The following is a 23,859-nucleotide window of genomic DNA, read 5'->3' on the forward strand; positions in this document are numbered from 1 at the left end:
GTCATGCGCAGCTATCACCCCGGGAACCACGAACCCCACCGAACCGGGCACCTCAGCGCACAGGGTGTCCGGCCGCGCGCAGGCTGTCCTTGACCTCACCGACGGTGAACTCGCCGAAGTGGAAGACCGTGGCCGCCAGCAGCGCGTCGGCCCCCGCCTCCACAGCGGGCTCGAAATGCTCGACCGCGCCGGCCCCGCCCGAAGCGATGAGGGGCACATCGACCTCGGCGCGCACCGCCCGGATCAGCTCCAGGTCGAACCCGGCCTTGGTGCCGTCGGCGTCCATGGAGTTGAGCAGGATCTCCCCCGCACCCAGGCGCGCGGCCTCGGAGCACCACTGCAAGGCGTCGATGCCGGTGCCCCTGCGTCCGCCGTGTGTGGTGACCTCGAACCCGCTCGGTGTGGGCTCACCGTCCTCGCGCACCCGGCGCACGTCGGCCGAGAGCACCAGTACCTGGCGGCCGAACCGTTCGGCGATCTCCTCGATGAGGGCGGGACGGGCGATGGCAGCGGTGTTGACGCCCACCTTGTCGGCCCCGGCCCGCAGCAGCCGGTCGACGTCCTCGGGGGTACGCACGCCCCCGCCCACGGTCAGCGGGATGAACACCTGGTCGGCGGTGCGGCGCACCACGTCGTAGGTGGTCTCCCGGTCGCCGCTGGAAGCGGTCACGTCCAGGAAGGTCAGTTCGTCGGCGCCACCGCTGTCGTAGATACCGGCCAGCTCGACCGGATCCCCGGCGTCGCGCAGGTTCTCGAAGTTGACACCCTTGACCACACGCCCGGCGTCCACGTCCAGGCAGGGAATGACACGGATCGCCAGGCTCATCGTTTCGTCTCCTCGACCAGGGCCAGTGCGTCCTGCAGGGTGAAGGCGCCCTCGTACAGGGCGGTGCCCATGATGGCGCCCTCCACGCCCTCGGGCACCAGGCCGGCGATGGCCCGCAGGTCCTCCAGGCTGGAGACCCCACCGCTGGCCACGACGGGCTTGTCGGTGTTCTCGCAGACCGTGCGCAGCAGCTCCAGGTTGGGACCCTTGAGCATGCCGTCCTTGTTGACGTCGGTGACCACGTAACGCCGGCAGCCCTGCTCCTCCAGACGCGCCAGGGTCTCGAAGAGGCCGCCGCCCTCGCGGGTCCAGCCGCGGGCCGCCAAAGTGGTTCCGCGCACGTCGAGGCCGATGGCGATCCGGTCCCCGTGCTCGGCGATGATCTTCGCGCACCACTCGGGGTTCTCCAGGGCGGCGGTGCCGATGTTGACGCGCTCGCAGCCGGCGGCCAGGGCCGCGTCCAGGGACTCGTCGTCGCGGATCCCGCCGGACATCTCCACCTTCACGTCGAGGCGGCCCACGATGTCGCGGAGCAGTTCGCGGTTGTGGCCGCGGCCGAATGCAGCGTCCAGGTCCACCAGGTGGATCCACTCGGCGCCGGCGTCCTGCCAAGCGGTGGCGGCCGCATAGGGGTCGCCGTATCGTCCGCCGGTGCCTGCTGCGCCCTGGACGAGTTGGACGGCCTGGCCGTCGGCGACATCCACTGCGGGCAGGAGTTCGAGTGCGGGGGGTGTGGTGCTCTGGCCGGGCATGGGACCTTCTCGTGGCTCGGTTCGCGGATGGGTTCGGTTCGTGGGCGCGCCCGGCTCAGGGCAGGGACGCCACCCAGTTGGAGAGCAGTCGGGCGCCCGCGTCTCCGGACTTCTCGGGGTGGAACTGCGTGGCGCTGAGCGGGCCGTTCTCGACGGCGGCCACGAAGGGCTCGCCGTGTTCTGCCCAGGTCACCCCCGGTACGGGCCTGCGGGGGTCGAGCGGCACCATGTCCCAGGTGCGCACCGCGTAGGAGTGCACGAAGTAGAAGCGCTCGTCGTCGGCCAGGCCGTCGAAGAGCACACTGCCCGACGGTGCCTTCACCGTGTTCCAGCCCATGTGCGGAAGGATCGGCGCGCGCAGGCGTTCGACCGTACCCGGCCACTCGCCGCAGCCCTCGGTGGCCTGGTCCTCCTCCAGCGGGTCCGCCTGTTCCACGCCCCGGTCGAAGAGGACCTGCAGCCCCACGCAGATACCGAGCACGGGGCGTGCTCCGGCCAGACGGCGGCCGATGATGCGCTCACCACCGGCCTCGCGGAGGCTGGCCATGCAGGCACTGAAGGAACCCACACCGGGCACCACCAGCCCGTCGGCCTCCAGGGCCCGGCGGGGGTCGGAGGTGACGGTGACCTCGGCCCCGGTGCGTTCCATGGCCCGTTGGGCCGAGCGCAGATTCCCGGAGCCGTAGTCGAACACGACCACTCGAGAGGTCATCGGGTTCCTTTCGTGCGAGAGGCGGGGCGAGAGGCGACCGGCGCTCCCCCGTGCTGCGGTCCTAGAAGTAGCCGAGGCGGGCGGTACCGGCGAGGACGGCCATGACCGCACACACGCCGAGAAACGCCGCCATGCCCCGGTGGATCTTCCACAGGGCGTAGGTGCCGCCGGCGAGGAAGCCGGCGAGCAGGATCAGGGCGAGGCCCCACAGGTCGGCGTCCACTACAGCGCGCCCTTGGTCGAGGGGATTCCGGTGACGCGCGGGTCGTCCTCGGTGGCCACGCGCAGAGCACGTGCCAAGGCCTTGAACTGGCACTCGACGATGTGGTGGGCGTTGCGGCCGTAGGGCACTCGGATGTGCAGCGCCACCCGGGCCTGGGCCACGAAGGACTCGAAGATGTGGCGGGTCATGGTCGTGTCGTAGTCACGGCCGATGACGGGAGCCATGCCCTCGGGCTCGCTGTGCACCAGGTAGGGGCGGCCGGAGACGTCGACGGTGACCTCGGCCAGGGCCTCGTCGAGGGGCACCTTGGCGTCGGCGAAGCGGCGGATCCCGCGCTTGTCGCCGAGGGCCTCGCGGAAGGCCGCGCCCAGCGCCAGGGAGGTGTCCTCGATGGTGTGGTGGGAGTCGATGTGCAGGTCGCCCTCGGTACGCACGGTGAGGTCGAAGAGGCCGTGCTTGGCGATCTGGTCGAGCATGTGATCGTAGAAACCGACGCCGGTGGAGACGTCGGAGACCCCGGTCCCGTCGAGGTCGATCTCGACCAGGACCTTCGTTTCCTTCGTGGTGCGTTCCACGCGTCCGGTACGGCTCATGGTGCTTTCCCTCGGTGGTGTGGTGTGGGCCGTGCGGTTTTCAGCGACGGCCGGTGGCGCGCAGCAGGGCGGCGCGGAAGGCTGCGGTCTCCTGGGCGGTGCCGACGGTGACGCGCAGCCATCCGTCCGGCCCGGTCTCCCGGATGAGGACCTGCTGTTCGAGCAGGGCCTGCCAGACCTGGTGACGGTCCTCGAAGAGGCCGAACATGACGAAGTTGGCGTCGGAGTCGGCCACGCTGAAGCCCTCCCCGCGCAGCCAGTCGACCAGTGCGTCGCGTTCGGCGCGCAGGTCGGCCACGGTGGAGAGGAGCTCGTCGGCGTGGCCGAGCGCGGTGACGGCGACGGCCTGGGTGACGGCCGACAGGTGGTAGGGCAGGCGGACCAGCTGAAGGGCCTCCACCACTGCGGGGTGGGCGGCCAGGTAGCCGACACGGGCCCCGGCGAGCGCGAAGGCCTTGGACATGGTGCGCGAGACGATGACGCGCGGGTGCTCTTCCAGCAGCGTCAGTGCGCTGGGTGTCCCCTCGCGCCGGAACTCGGCGTAGGCCTCGTCGACGACCACGACGCCGGGAGCCGCCTCGGCGATGCGGCGCACGTCGTCCAGGTCCAGGGCGGTGCCGGTGGGGTTGTTGGGCGAGGTGAGGAAGACGACACTGGGGCGGTGCTCGGCGATCGCCTCCAGCGCGGTGTCGGCGTCGATGGCGAAGTCGCCGCCGCGCGGTACCGAGACCCATTCGGTGTTGGTGCCGCGGGTGATGATCGGGTGCATCGAGTAGGAGGGCTCGAAACCGAGGGCGACGCGGCCCGGCCCGCCGAAGGCCTGCAGGATCTGTTGCAGGATCTCGTTGGAGCCGTTGGCGGCCCACACCCGGTCGGTGGTGACGCCGTGGCCGAGGTAGTCGGCGAGGGCGCCGCGCAGGGCGAGGGCGTCGCGGTCGGGGTAGCGGTTCAGGGTCAGAGCGGCCTCGGAGACCGCGTCGGCCAGTGCCTTGGCCAGCTCCGGCGAGGGTGCGTGCGGGTTCTCGTTGGTGTTGAGGACCACGGGCACGTCGAGCTGCGGTGCTCCGTAGGGGGAGCTCGCGCGCAGGTCGTCGCGGAGCGGCAGGTCGTTCAGGGTGAAGCTCACGGGTTCACACTCATGGGTCTCGTGGACGGCGGGGCCGGCGGTGCCGCTTCCCGCGGTGTCCGGCGTGTCCTGGGGCGTGGCTGCCGGGCTATCCGGCGTCCGGGCGATGGCCGCCGGTGCGTGCGGTGACGGCCTCACCGTGTGCGGGCAGGTCCTCTGCCTCGGCGAGCGCGACGACGTGATGGGCGACATCGGCCAGTGCGTCGCGGCCGTAGTCGACGATGTGCACCCCGCGCAGGAAGGTCTGCACGCTCAGGCCCCCGCTGTGGCACGCGCAGCCGCCGGTGGGCAGTACGTGGTTGGACCCGGCGGCGTAGTCACCGAGGGAGACCGGGGAGAAGTCGCCGACGAAGATCGCACCGGCGTTGCGCACGCGCGCGGCAGTGGCGGCGGCATCGGCGGTCATGATCTCCAGGTGTTCGGCGGCGTAGGCGTCGACCACGGCCAGGCCCTGTTCGAGGTCGTCGACGAGGACGATGCCGGACTGGGACCCGCCCAGGGCCTCACGGACGCGGTCGCTGTGGCGGGTGGCGGGCACACGCTCGGCCAGGCGCTCCTCGACGCGGTCGGCGAGGGAGACGTCGTCGGTGACCAGGACGGAGGCGGCGACGACGTCGTGCTCGGCCTGGCTGATGAGGTCGGCTGCGACGTAGTCGGCGTCGGCGGTGGAGTCGGCCAGGATCGCGATCTCGGTGGGTCCGGCCTCGGCGTCGATGCCGATGACGCCCTTGAGGTGGCGTTTCGCGGCGGCGACCCAGAGGTTTCCGGGACCGGTGACCATGTCGGCACGGGTGCACTCGCCGGCGCCGTGGGCGAACATGGCCACGGCCTGGGCGCCGCCGACGGAGTAGACCTCGTCGACGCCGAGCAGGGCACAGGCGGCGAGGACGGTCGGGTGCGGCAAGCCGCCGAACTCCTTCTGCGGCGGGGAGGCCACGGCCAGGGAGCGCACGCCGGCTTCCTGGGCGGGCACCACGTTCATGACGACGCTGGAGGGGTAGACGGCACGGCCGCCGGGGACGTAGAGGCCGACCCGGTCGACGGGGATCCACTTCTCGGTGACGGTACCGCCGGGCGCCACGCGGGTGGTGTGGTCGGTGCGGCGCTGGTCGCGGTGGACCTTGCGGGCGCGGTCGATGGACTCCTCGAGGGCGGCGCGCACGGCCGGGTCGAGGCCGGCGAGGGCCTTGTCGAGGGCGTCCTTCGGGACGCGGATGCCGGTGAGCCGGACGCCGTCGAAACGTTCGGTCAGTTCGATCAGTGCGTCGACCCCGCGATGTTCGACGTCCTCGCACAGGGGACGTACGCGTTCGACTGCGGCCGCCACGTTGATTTCGGCGCGTGGGAGCGCCCGACGGGGGTCGCCCTGGGTACCTCGGAGGTCGATTCGACTGATCACGGCCACAGTCTAGTAGCCATATCCCATTCCGGGGGCCCGGGTGTCCGGATGTTGGACACCGCACACGCCGCGACCGGCACGGACCCGCCGGGCCGTCCCGGCCGCCCGCACACGGGAAAGCATGCCCGAATAAGCGCCGCCTAAGTTTGGATCACCTAACCTAAATAAGTTTGTGAAAGGCTTGCCTAACAAATTCTGCGCGGCGTTTTTATGTTTTCCAAAATGGTGAGAATGCGTTATGGTCAAGGCATGACTTCGAACAAGCGCGGCGATAGCGGCCTCTCCAAGTTCTACCGGCTCCTGGTCGACCAGGTTCGGCACGAGTTCACCGCTTCGCACCAGTACGTGGCGGTCGCCACCTGGTTCGACGACCAGGACCTGCCCCAGCTGGCGAAGTTCTTCTACCGCCAGTCGCTGGAGGAGCGCGACCACGCCATGATGATCGTGCGTTTCCTCCTCGACAAGGAGATCGACTTCGCTCTTCCGGGACTCGACGAGATCGAGACCGATTTCTCCGCCCCGCGTGATCTGGCCGCCCTGGCCCTGCGCAACGAGCGCGAGGTCAGCGACCAGTTCCAGCACCTGGCCAAGGTCGCCCGGGACGAGGAGAACTACACCGGCGAGCAGTTCCTGCAGTGGTTCATCCAGGAGCAGGTCGAGGAGGTCGCGACCATGTCGACCCTCCTCAACGTGTTCGACCGGGCCGGCGGCAACCTCTTCGACGTGGAGACCTTCGTGGCCCGCGACCTGACCTACGAGGACAACGGCAGCCGGTCCGCACCGGACACGGCCGGCCCCGCGACCTCCTGATCCCGCCTCGGCGCACCCGGGCCCCGGGAAGAGACGCCCCGCGCAGTGTCCGCGCGGGGCGTCTTCGCGCGGGTACGTAGGAAAACACCCACGGTGTGTCGGGCACGGGGGGTCCGGCGGCGTCATACTGGAGATATGCCAGTGGCGCTTCCGCTCTTTCCGTTGAACACCGTGCTGTTCCCCGGTATGTCCTTGCCCCTGCACGTCTTCGAGCCCCGGTACCGGCGGTTGATCACCGAGGTGGTCGACCAGTCCGGCGAGAGCGCCGACGATCCCGAACGCAACCCGCGCCGTTTCGGGGTGGTGTGGATCGAGCTGGGGCAGGAGGCCGCCGGCGAGTCCGGCCAGGGGGCGGGCGGCGCCGACCCCGGGGACCCGCGCGAGGAGACCGCGACGGCGCTGCCCCGGATCAGCGCGACGGGGTGCACGGCCCTGGTGCGGGACCTGCGCACCTACGAGGACGGCCGGTACGACCTGGTCGTCGAGGGCGGCACCCGGTTCAGGATCGACGACGTCTCGCAGGTGGACACGTCCTCCCGACAGGGGCATCCGAGCGCTTCGGTCTCGCTCCTGCCCGAGCCGCTGGGCCCGGACGCCGAGGAGCACGCCGAGCGGGTACGTGAGCTCTTCGACACCTACTGCCGGCGGTTGGCAGAGATCGGGATGACCCCCGACCACATGCGTGAACTGCCCAAGGATCCGATCGCCCTGTCGTACACGGTGGCGGCGACGGTGGTGTTGGACCAACCGGAGAAACAGCGGATGCTGGAGGCAGAGGACGCGGCGACCCGGTTGGCGGTACTGGCCAGGTTCCTGCGCCGGGAGAACCGGATCGTGGCGGCCCCGACGTTGCACAACCTTCCTTCGGGCCCCTTCCTCAATCACGGGGTCTCCTACAACTGAGCAGGCAGGAGTGCGTGCTGCCGCGCGCACATGCTCTACCCTGCTCCCGGGTCCGCCTCGTGGAACCAGGGTCCGGCCACCGGTCCCGGCGAGGGGTGCGGGCCCGTCCCCGAAGGTCCAGACCAGAACCAGGACTTGCCATGAGTGCTCAAGCCACGCCCGCCACCGTGGCGGCCGGGCGGACGAAGACCACCTTCACCCTGCACCCCTACGAACCAGGCCCGGTCGAGAGTGGTTCCTACGGCACAGACGCGGCGGACGCGATCGGCGTGCCGCGGGCGCACGTGTTCAAGACACTGATCGCCGAGGTCGACGGCGTCTACACCGTCGGTGTGGTGCCGGTCAGTGCATCGCTGGACCTGAAGGCCCTGGCCGCGGCGGTGGACGGCAAACGGGCGACGATGACCGATCCGGTCCGGGCCGAGAAGATCACCGGCTACGTGCGGGGCGGCATCAGCCCGCTGGGGCAGCGCAAACGGTTGCGCACGGTGATCGACGTCTCGGTGACCGCGCTGGCAGCGGTCTACGTCTCCGCGGGCAGGCGGGGGCTGCAGATGGAACTGAGGCCGCGCGACCTCGTCCGGTTGACCGAGGCCATGACCGCGCCCATCGCCGGGCCGTGACCGGAGGCTCCGCTCTCCCGGAGCCCAGGGAAAAGGTCCGGTTCTGCGCACGTCAGAACACCGAGGCGCCTCTTGGCGCGGCGTGTACTCTCTGTTGCCCGACCACTTACTTGAGGGTAGTTTCGTGACATGGGTAACAGCTCATCCCCCTATTCCTCCTTGCCCGACATGTTCATCTCCCGCGTGTCCGAATCCGGAGGACGGGAGGCTTACCGTTTCCCCGTACCCGACCCCTCCGGCGGCCCTGAGACCTGGAAGAGCCTGACCTGGTCACAGACCCGGGACAGGGTTCGCGACATCGCCCTGGGCCTGCACTCCCTGGGCCTGACCTCGCAAGCGCGGTGCGCGATCCTCTCCGGTACCCGGATGGAGTGGATCCTGGCCGACCTGGCCGTTCTGTGCGCCGGGGGTGCCTCCACGACCGTCTACCCGACCTCCCCCGCGCCCGACTGCGCCTACATCGTCTCCGACTCCGGGAGCATGGTCGCCTTCGCCGAGGACGACGAGCAGGTCGCCAAGTTGCGTGAGCAACGTTCCCAGATGCCCGGGCTCTCCAAGGTCGTGGCTTTCGAGGGCGCGGCCGGCGGGGACGACGAGTGGGTGATGAGCCTGGCCGAGCTGGAGGAGGCCGGTGCCCTGCTCGCCCGGGAGGAACCCGACCTGTTCGACGCCCTGGTCTCCTCGGTGCGGCCCGATCACCTGGCCACCCTCATCTACACCTCCGGGACCACCGGTCGGCCCAAGGGGGTGCGCCTGGACCACTCCAACTGGCTCTACGAGGCTCACGCCCTCGAAAACCTCAACACGGAGCTGCGCGGGCAGGGCTGGGACCTCATCGGCGAGAACGACCTGCAGTACCTGTGGCTGCCGCTGGCGCACGCCTTCGGCAAGGTCATGGAGGTCTCCCAGCTCCACATCGGCTTCACCACCGCCGTGGACGGCCGAGTCGACCGGATCGTGGACAACATGGCCGTGGTTCGGCCCACGTTCATGGCCGCGGCCCCACGCATCTTCGAGAAGGTCTACAACCGTGTCGTGATGCAGGCCAAGGAGGGCGGCCCCGCCAAGTACCGGGTCTTCCGCTGGGCCGCCGGGGTCGCCGACAAGGTCGCCCGGGTCAAGGAGGAGGGGCGCGAGCCCGCCGGGATGCTCGCCGCGCAGCAGCGGCTCGCCCACAAGCTGGTCTTCGCCGGGCTCCACGACCGCTTCGGCGAGCAACTGCGTTTCTTCGTCTCCGGCAGCGCTCCTCTGGCGCCCGACATCGGCCGGTTCTTCTACGGCGCCGGCATCACGATCCTGGAGGGCTACGGGCTGACCGAGACCAGCGCCGGGGCGTTCCTGAACCGCCCGGGCGACGTACGGTTCGGCTACGTGGGCCTGCCCCTGCCCGGCACCGAGGTGCGCATCGCCGAGGACGGCGAGGTCCTGTTGCGCGGGGCCGGCGTCATGCGCGGCTACCACAACCTCTCCGGGGCGACCGAGGCGGTCCTGACCGAGGAGGGCTGGTTCGCCACCGGTGACATCGGCGTGCTGGAGAACGGGCGCCTGCGCATCACCGACCGCAAGAAGGAGCTCATCAAGACCTCCGGCGGCAAGTACGTGGCACCTCAGGCACTGGAGAGCCGGTTCAAGGTCCTGTGCCCCTACGTCGCCAACATGATCGTGCACGGGGACGGCCGTCCCTACTGTGTGGCGCTGATGGCCCTGGACCGGGAGGCGATCACCTCCTGGGCCGCGGAGGAGGGGCTCGGGGACCTGGACTATCCGGATCTGACCGAGGACCCGCGGGTGCGCGCCCTGGTGCAGGAGGCCGTCGACGTGCTCAACCGGGACCTGCCGCGGCACGAGACGATCAAGAAGTTCGAGATCCTGCCGAACGAGCTCTCGGTGGAAGAGGGTGAGATCACCCCGAGCCTGAAGATGCGGCGGCGGGCGATCGAGTCCAAGTACCAGCAGAGGTTGGACGGCATGTACGGCGACGGCGCCCACCGGATCTGAGCGCGGGCATCCGGTTCAGCGGGTGTTCCCGTCCGAGGACGGGGTCTCTCCGTCCGGGAGCGGCGCGCCCCCCTCCATGGGCGGGGCCTCCGGACGGCCGGGCAAGTCACGGCGCACCATGCTGATCGCGTCCAACAGCCCGTACTGCAGGACGAAGACGAAGGGCCAGGCCACCAGGAACGCGGTCGCGTCCAACTGCAACCCCACCGTCACGGCCTCCCCCGGCGAGGCCTCGGCCACCGCCCGGTGCAGGGAGGAGTCGAGGCCCGTGCCCACTCCCAAGGTCAACAGTGTCCCGGCGACCGCACCGAGCACACCGCTCAGCAGACCGGCCAGGCGCAGATCCTGTGACCGGCGGCGGGCGAGCGGGAACTGGACCATGTAGGCCGCGTAGCCGGTGACCAGGCCGGCGATCGCGGTCATGATCACGAAATAGCCCTCACCGGCGAAGACGTCCTCGGTGGCGCCGGTGAAGACCTCCCCGCCACCGAGAGAGGTGCCCTCGGGCCGGGGCGCCAGGACCCACCACAACAGCCCGAGCAGGGCCCCCGCGACGGCGATCGCGGCGAAGATCACGAGCGCGATCGCCAGGATGCGCCGCACCGGTGCTCTGCCGTCCTGGCTCTGGTCCGTCATCTCCCCAGGTCTCCTCATCCCGTCATCGCCCTGAAAACCGGTGGATACCAGGCACGGCCGGAAGGAGAATACCTGTATGGACGACCACCACATGCCCCTGACCGTGCCCCCGGCCCCGCGTGTCGATCCTCCCACTGCCGCGGACGAGCGGACGATGCTGACCTCGTGGTTGGACTGGCACCGTGCCACTGTACGCACCAAGTGCGCAGGCCTGGACCCCAGCCTGGCCACCGCGGCTCCTCTGGCGACCTCTCCCCTGATGAGCGTGGCAGGCGTCGTCTCGCACCTGTGCTGGGTGGAGCACTTCTGGTTCGAGGTGGTCATGCTCGGTATGCCCGACCGGCTGCCTTCCTCGCCCGGGAACCCCGACCGCGAGTGGCGGGCGGCGGCGACCACCCCGCTCTCCGAACTGCTCGAGGACCACGAGCGCCAGGCGGCCCGCTCGCGAACGATCACCGCCCGGCTGGAGCTGGGCAGCTCGGCACGCGTCGCCCTGCCCGGTCAGGGACGCATGACCCTGCGCTGGGTGCTGGTGCACATGCTCGAGGAGACGGCCCGGCACAACGGCCACCTGGATCTGCTGCGCGAGACGGCCGACGGCACCACCGGCGAATGACCGGTCCCGGCACCGGGGTCGGCGCCGGGACCGGTCCCGCGCTCAGTACTCGACGGCGTAGGCGCCCAGCAGGCTCTTCACCTCACCGTTGAACTCTGGCGAGATGTTGACCGAGTACCGGTCCAGGGAGTAGATGCGCGACTTGCGCGGGTTGTCGACCCGCACCCGCACCGGGGTCTCCCCCTTGTGGGTGCTCAGCACCTGCTGCAGGTCACCGACCATCTCCGCGGTGATGCGCTCCTCGGCGATGGTGAGCAGGACGGGGGGCTCGCCGTCGGAGACGTGGGAGATGTCCAGGATCGACATCTCCGAGGCGAACATCGACCAGGTGCCGTCGCGTTCGTTGAGCCTGCCCTTGACGCTGATCGCGGTGTCCTCGATCAGGGCCTCGGAGTAGAGCGGGAAGGTCTTGGGGAAGAAGAGCACCTCCATGGAGGCGTCCAGGTCCTCCACGGTGCAGATCGCCCACTGGTTGCCGGCCTTGTTGACCCGCTTGTCCACACCCGAGATGAGCCCGGCGATACGGACCTCGCCGCGCTCGCGGGCCAGGTCACCGCCCACCACTTGGGAGACCGAGGTGTCGCGTGAACGTGCCAGGATGCGTTCGGCCCCGGCCAAGGGGTGGCTGGACACGTACAGGCCCAGCATCTCGCGTTCGAAGCCGAGCTTGGTCTTGCGGTCCCATTCCTCGTCGCCCCACTCGATGTTGAGGCCGATGGGGGCGGAGTCGCCGCCGTCACCACCGCCGAAGAGGTCGAACTGGCCGTTGGCCTCCTGTTTCTTGGAGCTGATCATCCCGTCCACGGCCGTTTCGTGGTGGCGGTAGAGCTCGCGTCGGGGCTGGCCGAGCGAATCGAAGGCACCGGCCTTGACCAGGGACTCGATGACACGCTTGTTGCAGGCGGCCAGCTCGATCTTGGACAGGAAGTCGGTGAAGGAGGAGTACTTGCCCTTCTCCTCGCGGGTCTTGAGCAGCGAGTTGACGACGTTGGTGCCGACGTTGCGGACCGCGCCCATACCGAAACGGATGTCGGATCCCACGGGGGTGAAGCGCAGACCGGAGTCGTTGACGTCGGGCGGCAGGACCTTGATCCCCTGGGAGCGGCACTCGGAGAGGTAGACCGCCATCTTGTCCTTGTCACCGGAGACCGACGTGAGCAGCGCCGCCATGTAGGCCGCCGGGTAGTTGGCCTTGAGATAGGCGGTCCAGTACGCGACGAGGGCGTAACCGGCGGCGTGTGACTTGTTGAAGGCGTATCCGGCGAAGGGGAGCATGACGTCCCACAGGGCCTGGACCGACTCGCGGGAGAACCCCTTCTCCATCATGCCGGGGAAGAACTTGGCCTCTTCCTTCTCCAGGGCCTCGATCTTCTTCTTGCCCATCGCCCGGCGCATGAGGTCGGCGCCGCCCAGGGTGTAGCCGGCCAGCTGCTGGGCGATGGCCATGATCTGCTCCTGGTACACGATCAGGTGGAAGGTCTCCCCCAGGATCGGCTCCAGTGCGTCGTACAACTCCGGGTGGATCGCGCTGACGTCCTGGCGTCCGTTGGAGCGGTCGGCGTAGTCGTTGTGGGCGTTGGCCGCCATCGGGCCGGGACGGTACAGCGAGATGACGGCGGTGATGTCGCCGAAGCTCTTCGGTTCCATGCGGCGCAGCAGATTACGCATCGCACCGCCGTCGAGCTGGAACACACCGAGGGTGTCACCGCGCGCGAGGAGCCGGTAGGCCGCAGGGTCGTCGAGGGGGACCTTGGACAGGTCCAGTTCCACACCCTCGGCCTCGCGGATGCTGTTGATCGCGTCGTCGATGATGGTCAGGTTGCGCAGACCCAGGAAGTCCATCTTGAGCAACCCCATGTCCTCGCACTGGGGATAGGGGAAGCCCGTGATGATGGCCCCGTCGGTGTCGCGCTTGTGCAGCGGGATCACGTCGAGCAGCGGATCCCGCGAGAGGATGACCCCGGCCGCGTGCACACCCGTGCCGCGCGTCAGGCCCTCGATACCGCGGGCGGTCTCCATGACCTTGGCCACCTGCTGATCGTTGTCGATCAGGTTGCGCAGTTCCGCGGCCTCGCTGTAACGCTCGTGCTCGTCGCTGAAAACCGCGTCCAGGGGGATCTCGTTGCCGCCCACGGGCGCGGGGAAGGCCTTGGTGATGGTGTCGCCGGTGGAGTAGGGCATGCCCAGGATCCGGGTGGAGTCCTTGACCGCGGCCTTGGCCTTGATCGTGCCGAAGGTCAGGATCTGGGCGACCCTCTCCTCGCCGTAGAGCCTGGTGACGTACTCGATCATCTCCCCGCGCCGACGCTCGTCGAAGTCCAGGTCGATGTCGGGCATGGACACGCGTTCGGGGTTGAGGAACCGCTCGAACAGCAACCCGTGTTCGAGCGGGTCCAGGTCGGTGATGCCCAGCACGTAGGCGATCATCGATCCGGCCGCCGACCCGCGTCCCGGGCCCAGGGCGATACCGTTCCTGCGTGCGTACTGGCAGATGTCGGCCACGACCAGGAAGTAGGCCGGAAAGCCCATCTCGTTGATGATGTTGAGCTCGTGCTCGACCCGGTGCCGGGCGTCCTCGGAGGGACCGTCGGGGTAGCGCATGTGGAGGGCGCGCTCGACCTCCTTGGCCAACCAGGAGGACTCGGTCTCCCCCTCCGGGATGGGGAAGGCCGGCATGAGGTCGCGGTGGGCGAAGACGTTGTCGTAGGCGTCCGGAGCGATGCGCTCGGCCACCTCCAACGTGTTGCGGCACCCCTGCGCCCATTCCTCGAAATTCAGGAGCGCGCGCATCTCGTCGGCGGTCTTGAGGTAATAACCCGACCCGTTGAACCGGAACCGGGCCGGGTCGTCCAGGTTCTTGCCCACCCCCACGGCCAGCAGGGCGTCGTGGGCCGAGGCCTGCGACTCGTACACGTAGTGCGAGTCGTTGGTCACCAGCGGCGGGATGTCCAGCTTCTTGCCCACCCGCAGCAGACCGTCGCGCACCTGCTTCTCGATGGGGACCCCGTGGTCCATCAGCTCCAGGTACACGTTCTGCCTGCCGAAGATCTCCTGAAGCGTGCCCGCGTAGGCGACCGCCTCCTCCTCCTGGCCCAACCGCAACCGGGTCTGCACACCGCCCGAGGGGCAGCCGGTGGAGACGATGACCCCTTCGCTGTACTCCTGCATGAGGTCCAGGTCCATGCGGGGCTTCATGTAGTAGCCCTCCATGGACGCCAGCGAGCTCATCCGGAACAGGTTGCGCAGGCCCTTCTCGTTCTCGGCCAGCATCGTCATGTGCAGGTAGCGGCCACCGCCGGAGATGTCCTTGCCGCCCTCGGCCGCCGCGTCGTCGCTGCCGCTGGCCCGGCCCCAGAAGACCCGCTTCTTGTGGAAACGCGACTCGGGGGCCACGTAGGCCTCGATCCCGATGATGGGTTTGACGCCGGTGCCCTTGGACTGCTGGAAGAACTCGTAGGCACCGAACATGTTGCCGTGGTCGGTCATCGCCACCGCGGGCATGCCCAACCGGGCCGCTTCCTGGTAGAGCGGTTTGAGCTTGGCCGCCCCGTCGAGCATCGAGTACTCGGTGTGGACGTGCAGGTGAGCGAAGGAATCGGCCATGGCGCGGCTGCCCCCGGGAGGAATCGGTGAAGGAATCGTGCGTAGATCTCCGAGCCTAGCCCCAACGCGGGCCCGCCGGGGGCCTGTACCGGAACCTGTGGACGAGGGCGGCACGGATCACCTCGGGGCGCCCCGGAGGCGCGTTCCGGTGGAAGCGGCGCCGGCGGCCCGGGGCTTCCTTAAGCTGGCAGCCGAGCACAGGGACACGGCCCGCCGGGCCCGTGGGCCCGTGGACACACGAGAGCGACCGGGAGGACCTCGGCCCATGGGCCCACGCACAGGCGGTTCCCCCGCGACCCTGGTCCTGGCGTCCTCGGGTGTGCGGGCGGCCCCCTCCCACCGGGCGCCGTCCTCGGTGCCGCCTCCCCCGCCCGAGGGAGCGGTACGGTTCGCGACCTTCAACGCCGCGTTGAGCAGAGCCGAGCCCGGCGAGCTGCTGGCGGACCTGTCCGTCCCCGGACACCACCAGATCCGCAACGTCGCCGAGATCGTGCAGCGGGTGCGCCCGGACGTACTGTTGGTCAACGAGTTCGACCACGATCCGCACCACCTGGGGCCGCGCCTGTTCCGGGACAACTACCTCGCCCGGGGCAGGCGCGGTACCCGGGGGATCGACTACCCCTACGTGTACACGGGCCCGGTCAACACCGGAGTGGCCTCCGGGGCCGATCTGGACGGCAACGGGCGTGTGGCCACGCGGCCCGGGAGCATCGACTACGCGGCCGACGCCTTCGGTTTCGGGCTCTTTCCCGGCCAGTACGGGATGGTGGTGTTCTCACGGCTGCCGCTCCTGACCGACCGGGTGCGCACCTTCCGCCGGTTCCGGTGGGCGGACCTGCCCGGCGCGCTGCTGCCCACCGACCCGGGCACGGGGCGCCCGTTCCACGACGCGGCGGCGCGCGAGGTGATGCGTCTGTCGTCCAAGGCCCACTGGGACGTGCCGGTGGAGGCCGGGGGCCGACGCCCGGTGCACCTGTTGGCCTCGCACCCGACCCCTCCGACGTTCGACGGCCCGGAGCGGCGCAACGTGCTGCGCAACCATGACGAGATCCGGTTCTGGGTGGACTACCTCTCGGGGGCGGCCGGGCACCTCTACGACGACCAGGGGCACCGGGGCGGGTTGTCGCCGCTGGCCCCGTTCGTGGTCGCAGGCGACCTGAACGCGGATCCGCACGCGGGTTCGGCCCACCCCAAGGCGGTCCGGCAGTTGTTGGAGCACCCGGCGGTCCAGGATCCGGTGCCGAGGAGCCGGGGCGGGCTCGGTGCGGCGGCGCTGGACCCGGCCGGCCCGCGGACCGAGGGCCATCTGCGGGTCGACTACGTGCTTCCCGCCCGTGACCTGGGGGTGCGGGGTGCGGGGGTGTTCTGGCCGGCCGCCGACGAGCCGCTGTTCAGGCTGACGGGCGACCGGCCCTTCCCGAGTTCGGACCACCGTCTGGTGTGGGCGGACGTGGACGTGCGGAGCTGAGGCGCCCGGGTCTCACGGACCGGCGGTACCGGTCTCCTCCTGGGCTGCGGAGAGCCCGGTGGTGATGACGGCGTCCATGACGGTGGCCAGGCGTTCGGTTCCGAGGCGGGGTGCGTGCTCGGCCATACGCTCCACGAGGGCGCGTTCGCGTTCGGTGTCGCGGCCGGCGAAGTAACCGACGGGCTTGAGGCGCTGGACCTCGGCGGCGACGAGGGCGCGTCGTTCGAGGAGTGCGGCGAGTTCGGCGTCCATGCGGTCGATGCGGCCGCGCAGGTGCCGGATGTCCTCGCGGGGTGTGTCCTGGGCGCTGGTGCGGTGCACGGTGTCCTCCCTGTGGGCTCTGGCGCGGCCGCCGTCCCTCGGGGGTGTGCACCGGGGCGCCGGCCGCCTGGAAAGCGAAAGAGCACCGGGCGGTACCCGATGCTCTGTTGCCGACGATCCCCGGCCGCGCTCACGCGGGAGCGGCCGACGGGACCGTCGGCTGCCCAAACACGAATGCGCGGTAGTGGTTCACGGGAAACACCATAGCAGGAGGGTCGGACCTCAGCCCTCCTCCATCGGGACACGGATCATGAGGGCCTCGGCCTCGGCCGTGACCTGGCCGTTGGCGCGGATCCAGCCGCTGACGTAGACCTTGCGGCGTTCGGTGCGCACGACCCGGCCACTGATCTCGAGCGGGGTGAACAGCGGGGTGGGGTTGCGGTAGTTCACCTCGATCTTGGCGGTCAGACCGGGGCTGGTCTCGACTGCGGAGGCGCTGCCGACGGCCTGGTCGAGGAGTGCGGCGATCCAGCCGCCGTGCACGAGTCCGGGGGGTCCTTGGTAGGTGGTGGAGAGGGTGACCGTGCCCTGCACACCGCCCTCGACGCGCTCCAGGTCCAGGGGCGGGGCGGCGGGGTTGGTGGGCCCGGCGACGATGTTGGTGATGGTGCCGAGCTCGTCGGTGCCGTCGTCCATGGCGCGGCGGACCATGGTGCCGACCTGGCGGTGGCCGGTGTCGATCCTGTCAGTGAGGGCCCGGACCGTCTCCTCTGCCTCGGCGAGGGTGGCGGGGTCGGCCTCGGTGTTGGCCACGGCCTCCACGAGGCTACGGACGCCGGCGACGAGGGAGCGCAGCTCATCGGGGATCTGGTCCTGCTCGACCACGGGCAGACCGAAGGCGCGGGGATCGGGGCGCTCGGCGACCGGCTGCGTGTTGACCGTCATGTGTTCCTCGTAGGGGTCGGTGATTGGTCCGGCTGGGGGCACCAACCACGAACCGAATGCCGCTCGGTGGTATTCCGACGGAAAGTGCGCTGCTGCTCACTTCGTGCGGTGACCGGAACCACCGGCCCCGGATCAGGGCCGGTCGGGATCAGGACAGATCGCGTTCCATGTGCAGATGCGGGATACCCGCGTCGAGGAACTCCTCGCCGTGCGCGCTGTAGCCGAGGCTCTGGTAGAAACCGAGGGCATGTGTCTGGGCGTGCAGCTCCACCGACCGCAGACCGTGCTCACGGGCGCGTTCCTCCGCGGCCCGCACCAGCGCCCTGCCGGCCCCGGTGCCGCGTGCCTGCGGCAGGACGGCCAGGCGCCCCAGCAGGCCCACCCCCTCCTGCTCGACGAGCATGCGGACGGTACCGACGGGCACACCGCCGTGCAGGGCGAGGAGGTGGTCGGCGTCGGCGTCGCGGCTGTCCCACTCCTCCTCGACGGGAACGTTCTGTTCGGCGACGAACACCGCACCGCGGATGACGAACACCGCGGCGCGGTCACGCTCGCCCTCGGCCGGGCGGATCTGCTGGGACGTGGCCGTCCCGGGCTCGGAAAGGCTCATGCACGCACACTAGAAGGTGGGCGGGGCGGATCTGTCCCGTCCCCACCGCATTCAGGACCGCACAGGCACCGTAATCTCGGTTCTCATGACAGACTTCTCCGTTCTGAGGACACCTGCCGTGCGCGACAGCGTCGGTATCGGTGTGGCGGTGGGGGCCGCCGGACTCGCGTTCGGTACCACTGCCGTGACGGCGGGCCTCTCCCCAGCACAGGCCGTATTCACGAGCCTGTTCGTCTTCACCGGGGCTTCCCAGTTCGCGCTGGTCGGGGTGGTCGCCGGGGGCGGCAGCCTCGTGGCCGGGGTGCTGGGCGCCCTGCTGCTGGGAGCACGCAACACCCTGTACGGGTTGCGCCTGGCCGACCTGCTCGGGTGGCGGGGGCCGCGCCGGATGGTGGCCGCGCACGGGGTCATCGACGAGACCACGGCCGTGACGCTGGCCCAGCCGGACCGGGCTTCGTCCCGCCTGGCCTTCATCACGAGCTACTCGGTTCTGGGCACGTTCTGGGTGCTGACCACGCTGGTGGGGGCCTCGGCCACCGACCGGGTGCACGACATCGACGCCCTGGGGTTGGACGTGGTCGGCCCGGCGGTCTTCCTGGGCCTGTTGTGGCCGCGCCTGCGTGAGGGCGGGCCGCGCGCCTGGTTCGTGTCGGGGCTGGGCGCGGGGCTCGCGCTGGCGACGACGCCGTTCCTGCCTCCGGGGGTGCCGGTACTGCTGTCCGCGTGCGCGGCCTGTGTGGCCCTGCTCGGGCCCGCGCCCTCCTCCCCGGCCGCCACGACCACCGAGGCCACCGACGACACCGAGGGGGCGGGCAGATGACCCTGTGGATCGCGCTGATCGCCACGGCGGCCGGCTGTTACCTGCTCAAGTACGCGGGGCTGGCGGCGCCCCGGTCGGTACTGGACAACCCGTGGGTGCAGCGCTTCGCCGTGGCCGTGCCGCTGGCGCTGCTGGCAGCGCTCATCGCCGTGGAAGCGCTCGGGGACGGACAGACGCTGGCCTGGGACGGGGCCCGGATGGCGGGCTTGGGCGCGGCCGTGTGTGCCCTGGTTCTACGAGCACCGTTCCTGGTGGTGATCGTGGCCGCGGCGGCGACGACGGCGGGGATGCGGGCGCTGGGCTGGGGTTGAGCCGCGCTCGTCCACAGGGGGCTGATGTGTTCTTGACCACCCCCGGTGGGGGTGCAAGAGTCGGCCGCACGAGCCCGGTCACCCACCGGTTCGCGCCCGCACCCTCCACAAGAGGGCCACCGGGCCGACGAGTGGACCTTGCGACGATGGAAGGACCCGCCCCATGGCCACCTCCCCCACCCCCACTCCCACCTCCGACTCCACAGCCGCACAGGCGGTCGTGGAGGTCCTGGCCGGCGCCGGGGTCCGGCGCTGTTACACCGTTCCCGGCGAGAGTTTCCTGGAGCTGTCCGACGCGATCGACCGGCACGAGCACATGGATCTGGTCTCGACCCGTCACGAGGGCGGTGCCGGGTTCATGGCCGAGGCCGAGGGCAAGCTCACCGGGGTCCCGGCAGTGGCGGCCGCCACACGCGGTCCCGGTGCCGCCAACCTCGCGGTCGGGGTACACACCGCCCACCAGGACTCCACCCCGATGATCGTGTTCCTGGGGCAGGCCGAGACCGACCGGCTGGGGCGGGAGGCCTTCCAGGAGGTCGACCTGACCGCGTTCTACGCGCCCATCACGAAGTGGTCGACGACCGTGCACCGTGCCGACCGGTTGGCCGAGGTGACCGCGGAGGCGGTCCGGGTGGCCACGAGCGGCCGTCCGGGTCCGGTGGCGATCGCGGTGCCGGGAGACCTGTTCGGTGAGCGGGTGGCGGTGCCACTGGAGCGGGCCGGGTACGAGCCGCCCCGCCCGCCGTTGTCGGAACGCGACCGCGACCGGTTGGCGACGTGGCTGACCAGGGCGGTGCGTCCGGTGATCGTGGCCGGCGGGGGCGCACGCGGCGCACGCGAGGAGCTGGTGCGGGTGGCCGAGCACTTCAGCGCGGGGGTCTACTCCTCGTGGCGGCGTCAGGACGTCTTCCCCAACGACCATCCGCTCTACCTGGGCCATCTGGGGCTGGGCAGTGCGCCCCCGACCCTGGAGGCACTCCGTGAGGCCGATGCGGTGCTGGTGGTGGGCTCCCGGTTGAGCGAGACGACGACCCAGGGGTACCGGCTGCCCTCCCCGGAAGCCCGAATCGCCCAGATCGACGCCGACCCGCGCCAGGTAGGGGCCGGTACCGACCTGTGGCTCGGTGCGGTCGCCGACGCCGGAGCGGCGCTGTCCTGCCTGATGGGGTCACGGCTGCCCTCCTCCTTCCGGGACTGGAGCGCGGCCCGCCGGGTGTGGGTGGAGAGCACCCGGCCCCCGCGCGCGGTCGAGCAGCACAAGGGCCCGGGTCTGCACCCGTGGAATGTGGTGGAGGGCATGCGCGAGGTGTTGCCGGAGGACACCCTGCTGACCAACGACGCGGGCAACTTCGCGGCGTTCCTGCACCGGGGTTGGTGGTACCGGCATCCCGGGACCCAGCTGGCGCCGACGAGCGGGGCCATGGGGTACGCGGTGCCCGCGGCGGTGGCGGCGAAGGTGGCCCGGCCCGAGCGCACGGTGGTGGCGGTGGCCGGGGACGGCGGCACGACGATGACGGGCATGGAGTTGGAGACCGCGGTGCGGGTGGGCGCCCCGATCACGGTGGTGGTGTTCCAGAACGGCCTGTACGGCACGATCGCCATGCATCAGGCGCGTGAGCTCGGGCGGATGTCCGGCACACGCATCAGCGGGCCGTTGGACCTGGCCGGGTTCGCGCGGTCGCTGGGTGCGCGCGGGGCCACGGTGGACAGCCGCGAAGGGTTGGACAAGGCCTTGGCCGAGTCGGTCGCCGCGGAGGCCCCGACATTGGTGGACGTACGCACCGACCCCGATGCCATCAGTCCGTCGGCGGCCCTGTCCGATCTCCTGCCGGGGGACTGAGTACGGTACGGGAGCCGGGCAGGGCCCTGGTCGGGCCGGGGCCCTGCGGCCGGTGTGGAGGCGGTGCCTCCGAAGAGGTCAATCCTCGCGCAGCTGCTCGACGGCCTGGGCGAGGTCGTCCGGGTAGGGGCTGGAGTACTCCACCGGGCGGCCCTCGGTGGGGTGGTCGAAGCCCAGCCGCACGGCGTGCAACCACTGGCGGCGCACCCCGAGGCGTTCGGCGAGCGTGGGATCGGCGCCGTAGAGGATGTCGCCCACGCACGGGTGGCGCAGCGCGGCCATGTGCACCCGGATCTGGTGGGTGCGCCCGGTCTCGAGCTTGACCTCCAGCAGGCTGGCGGCGCGAAAGGCCTCGTCGGTGTCGTAGTGCGTCACCGAGGGTCGTCCGTCACTGACCACGGCCCAGCGTCCGTCACCTGCGGGGTGGCGCCCGATGGGGGCGTCGACGGTGCCGCGCAACGGGTCGGGGCGGCCCTGGACGAGCGTGTGGTAGCGCTTGTCGACCGTGCGTTCCTTGAAGGCCCGCTTGAGGACGCTGTAGGCGGTCTCGCTCTTGGCCACGACCATCAGACCCGTGGTGTTGGCGTCGAGCCGGTGCACGATGCCTTGGCGTTCGGCCGCGCCGCTGGTGGCCAGCTGCACGCCCGAGGCCAGCAGACCCTCCAGAACACTGGGACCGGTCCAGCCGACCGTGGGGTGGGCGACGACACCGATGGGCTTGTCGACCACGATGATGTCGGCGTCCTCGTGCACGATCGTCATCCCCGGGACCGCCTCGGCCCGCGGGACCGGGGCGCTGGGGGGCGGCGGGAGCGTGATGTGGAGCCAGGCGCCGGCCTGGACCCGGTCGGACTTTCCGGCCTCCGTGCCGTCGAGCAGGACGTCGCCGGCGGTGATGATCTCGGCCGCCCGGGTGCGCGAGAGGCCGAACATGCGTGCGATGGCCGCGTCGAGCCGGTCGCCCTCCAGCCCGTCGGGCACGGGCAGACTGCGGGTGTCGCTCACTGGTCCCTCCCTTCACCGGGTCCGTCACCGGACTCGCCGCGTTCGGCGTCGGTCTCGGCCTTTCCCTCGGCGTCGTCGTTGCGGTCCTCGGTCTGCTCAGGGCGGTCGGCCCCAGTGGTGCCCCCGGCGTTTTCGTCCGAGGCCGGGGTGCCGTCCAGGTTGATGCCCTTGAAGGTCAGCACCACGACCAGGACCGCACCGACCACCACACACGAGTCCGCGATGTTGAACACGGGCCAGTTCGGGACACTGAGGAAGTCCACGACCGCGCCCTCGAAGGGACCGGGCGGGCGGAAGAAGCGGTCGATCAGGTTGCCCGCGGCACCTCCCAGCATCAGGCCCAGCGTCACACCCCACCAGGGGCTGCGTACACGCCACCCCATGTAGCCGATGGCGAGGACCACGACGGTGGAGATGATGGTGAACAACCACGTGTACCCGGTGCCCAGCGAGAAAGCCGCCCCGGTGTTGAACACCAGGGTGAACTGGAGGAACTCACCGATCACGTCGACGAATTCACCAGGGGTGAGGGCGGCCAGCGCCCATTCCTTGGTGAGGAAGTCGACGACGAGCGCGGTGAGGGCGACCCCCATGAGCAGGACGTATCTGCGGGGCCTTCCGACGGCTTCTTCGGTCGTGGTCATGTTGTGGTCCCCGGGGGGCTCCGTCTCAGTCAGCGACGCTCCTCGCGCTGTTTGCAGGGGACGCACAGGGTGGCGCGCGGAAAGGCCTGCAGGCGGGCCTTCCCGATCGCCCGGCCACACGACTCACAGACCCCGTAGGTTCCCGCGTCCATCCGTTCGATCGCCTTCTCGCTCTGCGCGAGCAGGTCACGAGTATTGTAGGCCAACGCCAGATCGTGCTCGCGCTGGAAAGCCTTGGCCCCGGTGTCCGCGGTGTCGTCACCGGCGCCCTCGACCGGGTCGGCGAGGCGTTCGGTGAGTTCGCTCTCGTTCTGGGCCAGCTCTTCGCGCTGGAAGGAGGTCTCCTCCTCCAGCTGCCGGCGCACCTGGCCGAGTTCCTCGGCGGTCCAAGGGTCCTCACCGGCGCGGACCAGGAGATCGGCGGCTTCGGTGGCCTTCATGGGTTTGCGTCCTTCCCCGTCGGTTTGCGGGCCGTTCCCTCCCCGGCTGACGGTGGGTCCCGGGGAGTCGGCCCGACTGGTGCGGCGAAGCCTAAGCAAAGAACGGACACGAGGCAACGATCCAGGCAGACGGGTGCGGCGCCCGACACGGCCGGGAAGGGCCGGCCGGCGAGCCCCGTGCGCAGGTCACGGTCGCGACCGTACAGGGGCCCGCCCCGGCCGCTCCACCGCGGCCCCGATCATGTCACCGCGGCGAAACCTCCGTAGTCCTCGGCGAGCAGGCCCAGGTGGGTCTCGTCGAAGATTGCCGGCCCCCCGTGCGGGCCGACCTGCACCTCGATGACCCAGTCGACGTCCTCGGCATCGTCCTCCCCGGCGAGCATCTCCCGGTGTACCGAACAGGGTTCGTAGCCCTGCTCATGGAGCTGCTCGGCCAGCTCGTCGGCGTCCTCACGCTGGGGCAGCGTGACCATGACGGCGCCTGTGCCCTTGGCCATGGACCTCTTCCTCCTCCGGAAACAGCGGATCTTGCATTGCTCCGCTGCGATATCCTGACGTGCGAATGGTGTCGATGGGGAGAGTAACGCTGGCACCGACCGGTTGGAGCACGGCCCCCGCGGTCGGCCCGCCCAGCGACCCGGGGACGGTGGGAGCCCGGGGGTACGGCCAGCGCGAAGATCACCCCGGAGCCGCCG

The 23,859-nt window shown here is 70.3% G+C and carries 25 protein-coding genes; 9 read left to right on the top strand and 16 right to left on the bottom strand.

What is annotated here, in order from left to right; genetic code table 11:
* Positions 1 to 52: 52 nt before the first annotated feature.
* From hisF to hisD, 7 genes are all read right to left on the bottom strand, one after another.
* On the bottom strand, positions 53 to 826 hold the full coding sequence (gene hisF / locus D473_RS0105095; protein ID WP_017608006.1) for an imidazole glycerol phosphate synthase subunit HisF: 774 nt from the start codon (positions 824 to 826) through the stop codon (positions 53 to 55).
* The gene (gene priA / locus D473_RS0105100; protein ID WP_017608007.1) at positions 823 to 1,578 is read right to left on the bottom strand and encodes a bifunctional 1-(5-phosphoribosyl)-5-((5-phosphoribosylamino)methylideneamino)imidazole-4-carboxamide isomerase/phosphoribosylanthranilate isomerase PriA; all 756 of its coding nucleotides are present in this window, start codon (positions 1,576 to 1,578) and stop codon (positions 823 to 825) included. Before priA ends, hisF begins: the two co-directional genes overlap by 4 nt.
* 55 nt (positions 1,579 to 1,633) lie before the next feature.
* Complete coding sequence (hisH, locus tag D473_RS0105105) at positions 1,634 to 2,290, bottom strand: imidazole glycerol phosphate synthase subunit HisH (protein WP_193373250.1); 657 nt, start codon at positions 2,288 to 2,290, stop codon at positions 1,634 to 1,636.
* A gap of 61 nt (positions 2,291 to 2,351) precedes the next feature.
* The gene (locus D473_RS27595; RefSeq protein WP_017608009.1) at positions 2,352 to 2,513 is read right to left on the bottom strand and encodes a hypothetical protein; all 162 of its coding nucleotides are present in this window, start codon (positions 2,511 to 2,513) and stop codon (positions 2,352 to 2,354) included.
* The gene (gene hisB, locus D473_RS0105115) at positions 2,513 to 3,106 is read right to left on the bottom strand and encodes an imidazoleglycerol-phosphate dehydratase HisB (RefSeq protein ID WP_017608010.1); all 594 of its coding nucleotides are present in this window, start codon (positions 3,104 to 3,106) and stop codon (positions 2,513 to 2,515) included. Before hisB ends, D473_RS27595 begins: the two co-directional genes overlap by 1 nt.
* Positions 3,107 to 3,146: 40 nt before the next feature.
* Positions 3,147 to 4,232 (bottom strand): histidinol-phosphate transaminase, encoded by a 1,086-nt coding sequence (locus D473_RS0105120; protein ID WP_017608011.1) that lies wholly within the window; start codon positions 4,230 to 4,232, stop codon positions 3,147 to 3,149.
* 88 nt (positions 4,233 to 4,320) lie between these two features.
* Positions 4,321 to 5,631, bottom strand: coding sequence for a histidinol dehydrogenase (gene hisD, locus D473_RS0105125; protein WP_083917917.1), 1,311 nt, complete (start codon positions 5,629 to 5,631; stop codon positions 4,321 to 4,323).
* A 249-nt stretch (positions 5,632 to 5,880) separates the two neighbouring features.
* Here hisD and D473_RS0105130 point away from each other — a divergent pair, with 249 nt between their 5' ends.
* The 4 genes from D473_RS0105130 to D473_RS0105145 all read left to right on the top strand — a co-directional run bounded on the left by D473_RS0105130 (position 5,881) and on the right by D473_RS0105145 (position 9,965).
* Entirely contained in the window at positions 5,881 to 6,441 is a 561-nt protein-coding gene (locus tag D473_RS0105130) for a ferritin (protein WP_017608013.1), read from the top strand.
* Positions 6,442 to 6,576: 135 nt separating this feature from the next.
* A complete protein-coding gene (locus D473_RS0105135; protein ID WP_026126615.1) occupies positions 6,577 to 7,344 on the top strand; it encodes an LON peptidase substrate-binding domain-containing protein in 768 nt (255 codons plus the stop codon).
* Between the two features lie 140 nt (positions 7,345 to 7,484).
* Positions 7,485 to 7,967: a Cys-tRNA(Pro) deacylase gene (gene ybaK / locus D473_RS0105140; protein WP_017608015.1), complete on the top strand. Its 483-nt coding sequence runs from the start codon at positions 7,485 to 7,487 to the stop codon at positions 7,965 to 7,967.
* A 129-nt stretch (positions 7,968 to 8,096) separates the two neighbouring features.
* Positions 8,097 to 9,965: an AMP-dependent synthetase/ligase gene (locus D473_RS0105145; RefSeq protein WP_017608016.1), complete on the top strand. Its 1,869-nt coding sequence runs from the start codon at positions 8,097 to 8,099 to the stop codon at positions 9,963 to 9,965.
* Positions 9,966 to 9,980: 15 nt separating this feature from the next.
* Here D473_RS0105145 and D473_RS0105150 read toward each other — a convergent pair whose 3' ends face one another.
* Positions 9,981 to 10,601 carry a hypothetical protein gene (locus tag D473_RS0105150; RefSeq protein WP_017608017.1) on the bottom strand — a complete coding sequence of 207 codons (621 nt, stop codon included), beginning with the start codon at positions 10,599 to 10,601 and terminating at the stop codon, positions 9,981 to 9,983.
* Positions 10,602 to 10,677: 76 nt separating this feature from the next.
* Here D473_RS0105150 and D473_RS0105155 point away from each other — a divergent pair, with 76 nt between their 5' ends.
* Positions 10,678 to 11,217 carry a DinB family protein gene (locus D473_RS0105155; RefSeq protein ID WP_017608018.1) on the top strand — a complete coding sequence of 180 codons (540 nt, stop codon included), beginning with the start codon at positions 10,678 to 10,680 and terminating at the stop codon, positions 11,215 to 11,217.
* A gap of 42 nt (positions 11,218 to 11,259) precedes the next feature.
* Here D473_RS0105155 and dnaE read toward each other — a convergent pair whose 3' ends face one another.
* Positions 11,260 to 14,820 carry a DNA polymerase III subunit alpha gene (dnaE, locus tag D473_RS0105160; RefSeq protein WP_017608019.1) on the bottom strand — a complete coding sequence of 1,187 codons (3,561 nt, stop codon included), beginning with the start codon at positions 14,818 to 14,820 and terminating at the stop codon, positions 11,260 to 11,262.
* Between the two features lie 265 nt (positions 14,821 to 15,085).
* Between dnaE and D473_RS0105165 the strand changes: the two genes are divergently transcribed.
* Positions 15,086 to 16,288 carry an endonuclease/exonuclease/phosphatase family protein gene (locus D473_RS0105165; protein WP_017608020.1) on the top strand — a complete coding sequence of 401 codons (1,203 nt, stop codon included), beginning with the start codon at positions 15,086 to 15,088 and terminating at the stop codon, positions 16,286 to 16,288.
* Positions 16,289 to 16,300: 12 nt separating this feature from the next.
* On the opposite strand, the gene D473_RS0105170 is transcribed toward D473_RS0105165, so the two are convergent.
* The 3 genes from D473_RS0105170 to D473_RS0105180 all read right to left on the bottom strand — a co-directional run bounded on the left by D473_RS0105170 (position 16,301) and on the right by D473_RS0105180 (position 18,104).
* Entirely contained in the window at positions 16,301 to 16,609 is a 309-nt protein-coding gene (locus D473_RS0105170; protein ID WP_017608021.1) for a chorismate mutase, read from the bottom strand.
* Between the two features lie 222 nt (positions 16,610 to 16,831).
* Positions 16,832 to 17,494: a PaaI family thioesterase gene (locus tag D473_RS0105175; protein ID WP_017608022.1), complete on the bottom strand. Its 663-nt coding sequence runs from the start codon at positions 17,492 to 17,494 to the stop codon at positions 16,832 to 16,834.
* A 148-nt stretch (positions 17,495 to 17,642) separates the two neighbouring features.
* Positions 17,643 to 18,104, bottom strand: coding sequence for a GNAT family N-acetyltransferase (locus D473_RS0105180; protein WP_017608023.1), 462 nt, complete (start codon positions 18,102 to 18,104; stop codon positions 17,643 to 17,645).
* 85 nt (positions 18,105 to 18,189) lie between these two features.
* Between D473_RS0105180 and D473_RS0105185 the strand changes: the two genes are divergently transcribed.
* From D473_RS0105185 to D473_RS0105195, 3 genes are all read left to right on the top strand, one after another.
* Positions 18,190 to 18,924, top strand: a complete 735-nt coding sequence (locus tag D473_RS0105185; RefSeq protein ID WP_026126617.1) for an AzlC family ABC transporter permease — start codon at positions 18,190 to 18,192, stop codon at positions 18,922 to 18,924.
* On the top strand, positions 18,921 to 19,235 hold the full coding sequence (locus D473_RS24225; RefSeq protein WP_017608025.1) for an AzlD domain-containing protein: 315 nt from the start codon (positions 18,921 to 18,923) through the stop codon (positions 19,233 to 19,235). Before D473_RS0105185 ends, D473_RS24225 begins: the two co-directional genes overlap by 4 nt.
* Positions 19,236 to 19,398: 163 nt before the next feature.
* On the top strand, positions 19,399 to 21,075 hold the full coding sequence (locus D473_RS0105195; RefSeq protein WP_017608026.1) for a thiamine pyrophosphate-dependent enzyme: 1,677 nt from the start codon (positions 19,399 to 19,401) through the stop codon (positions 21,073 to 21,075).
* Between the two features lie 78 nt (positions 21,076 to 21,153).
* On the opposite strand, the gene D473_RS0105200 is transcribed toward D473_RS0105195, so the two are convergent.
* From D473_RS0105200 to D473_RS0105215, 4 genes are all read right to left on the bottom strand, one after another.
* Positions 21,154 to 22,080 (bottom strand): RluA family pseudouridine synthase, encoded by a 927-nt coding sequence (locus D473_RS0105200; RefSeq protein WP_017608027.1) that lies wholly within the window; start codon positions 22,078 to 22,080, stop codon positions 21,154 to 21,156.
* Entirely contained in the window at positions 22,077 to 22,724 is a 648-nt protein-coding gene (lspA, locus tag D473_RS0105205; protein WP_017608028.1) for a signal peptidase II, read from the bottom strand. The genes D473_RS0105200 and lspA overlap by 4 nt, the downstream gene beginning before the upstream one ends.
* Positions 22,725 to 22,753: 29 nt before the next feature.
* Complete coding sequence (locus tag D473_RS0105210) at positions 22,754 to 23,164, bottom strand: TraR/DksA family transcriptional regulator (RefSeq protein ID WP_017608029.1); 411 nt, start codon at positions 23,162 to 23,164, stop codon at positions 22,754 to 22,756.
* 239 nt (positions 23,165 to 23,403) lie between these two features.
* A complete protein-coding gene (locus D473_RS0105215) occupies positions 23,404 to 23,661 on the bottom strand; it encodes a hypothetical protein (protein ID WP_017608030.1) in 258 nt (85 codons plus the stop codon).
* Positions 23,662 to 23,859: the final 198 nt, after the last annotated feature.

Origin of the sequence: Nocardiopsis xinjiangensis YIM 90004 (assembly GCF_000341145.1) — a bacterium.
Lineage (GTDB): Bacteria > Actinomycetota > Actinomycetes > Streptosporangiales > Streptosporangiaceae > Nocardiopsis > Nocardiopsis xinjiangensis.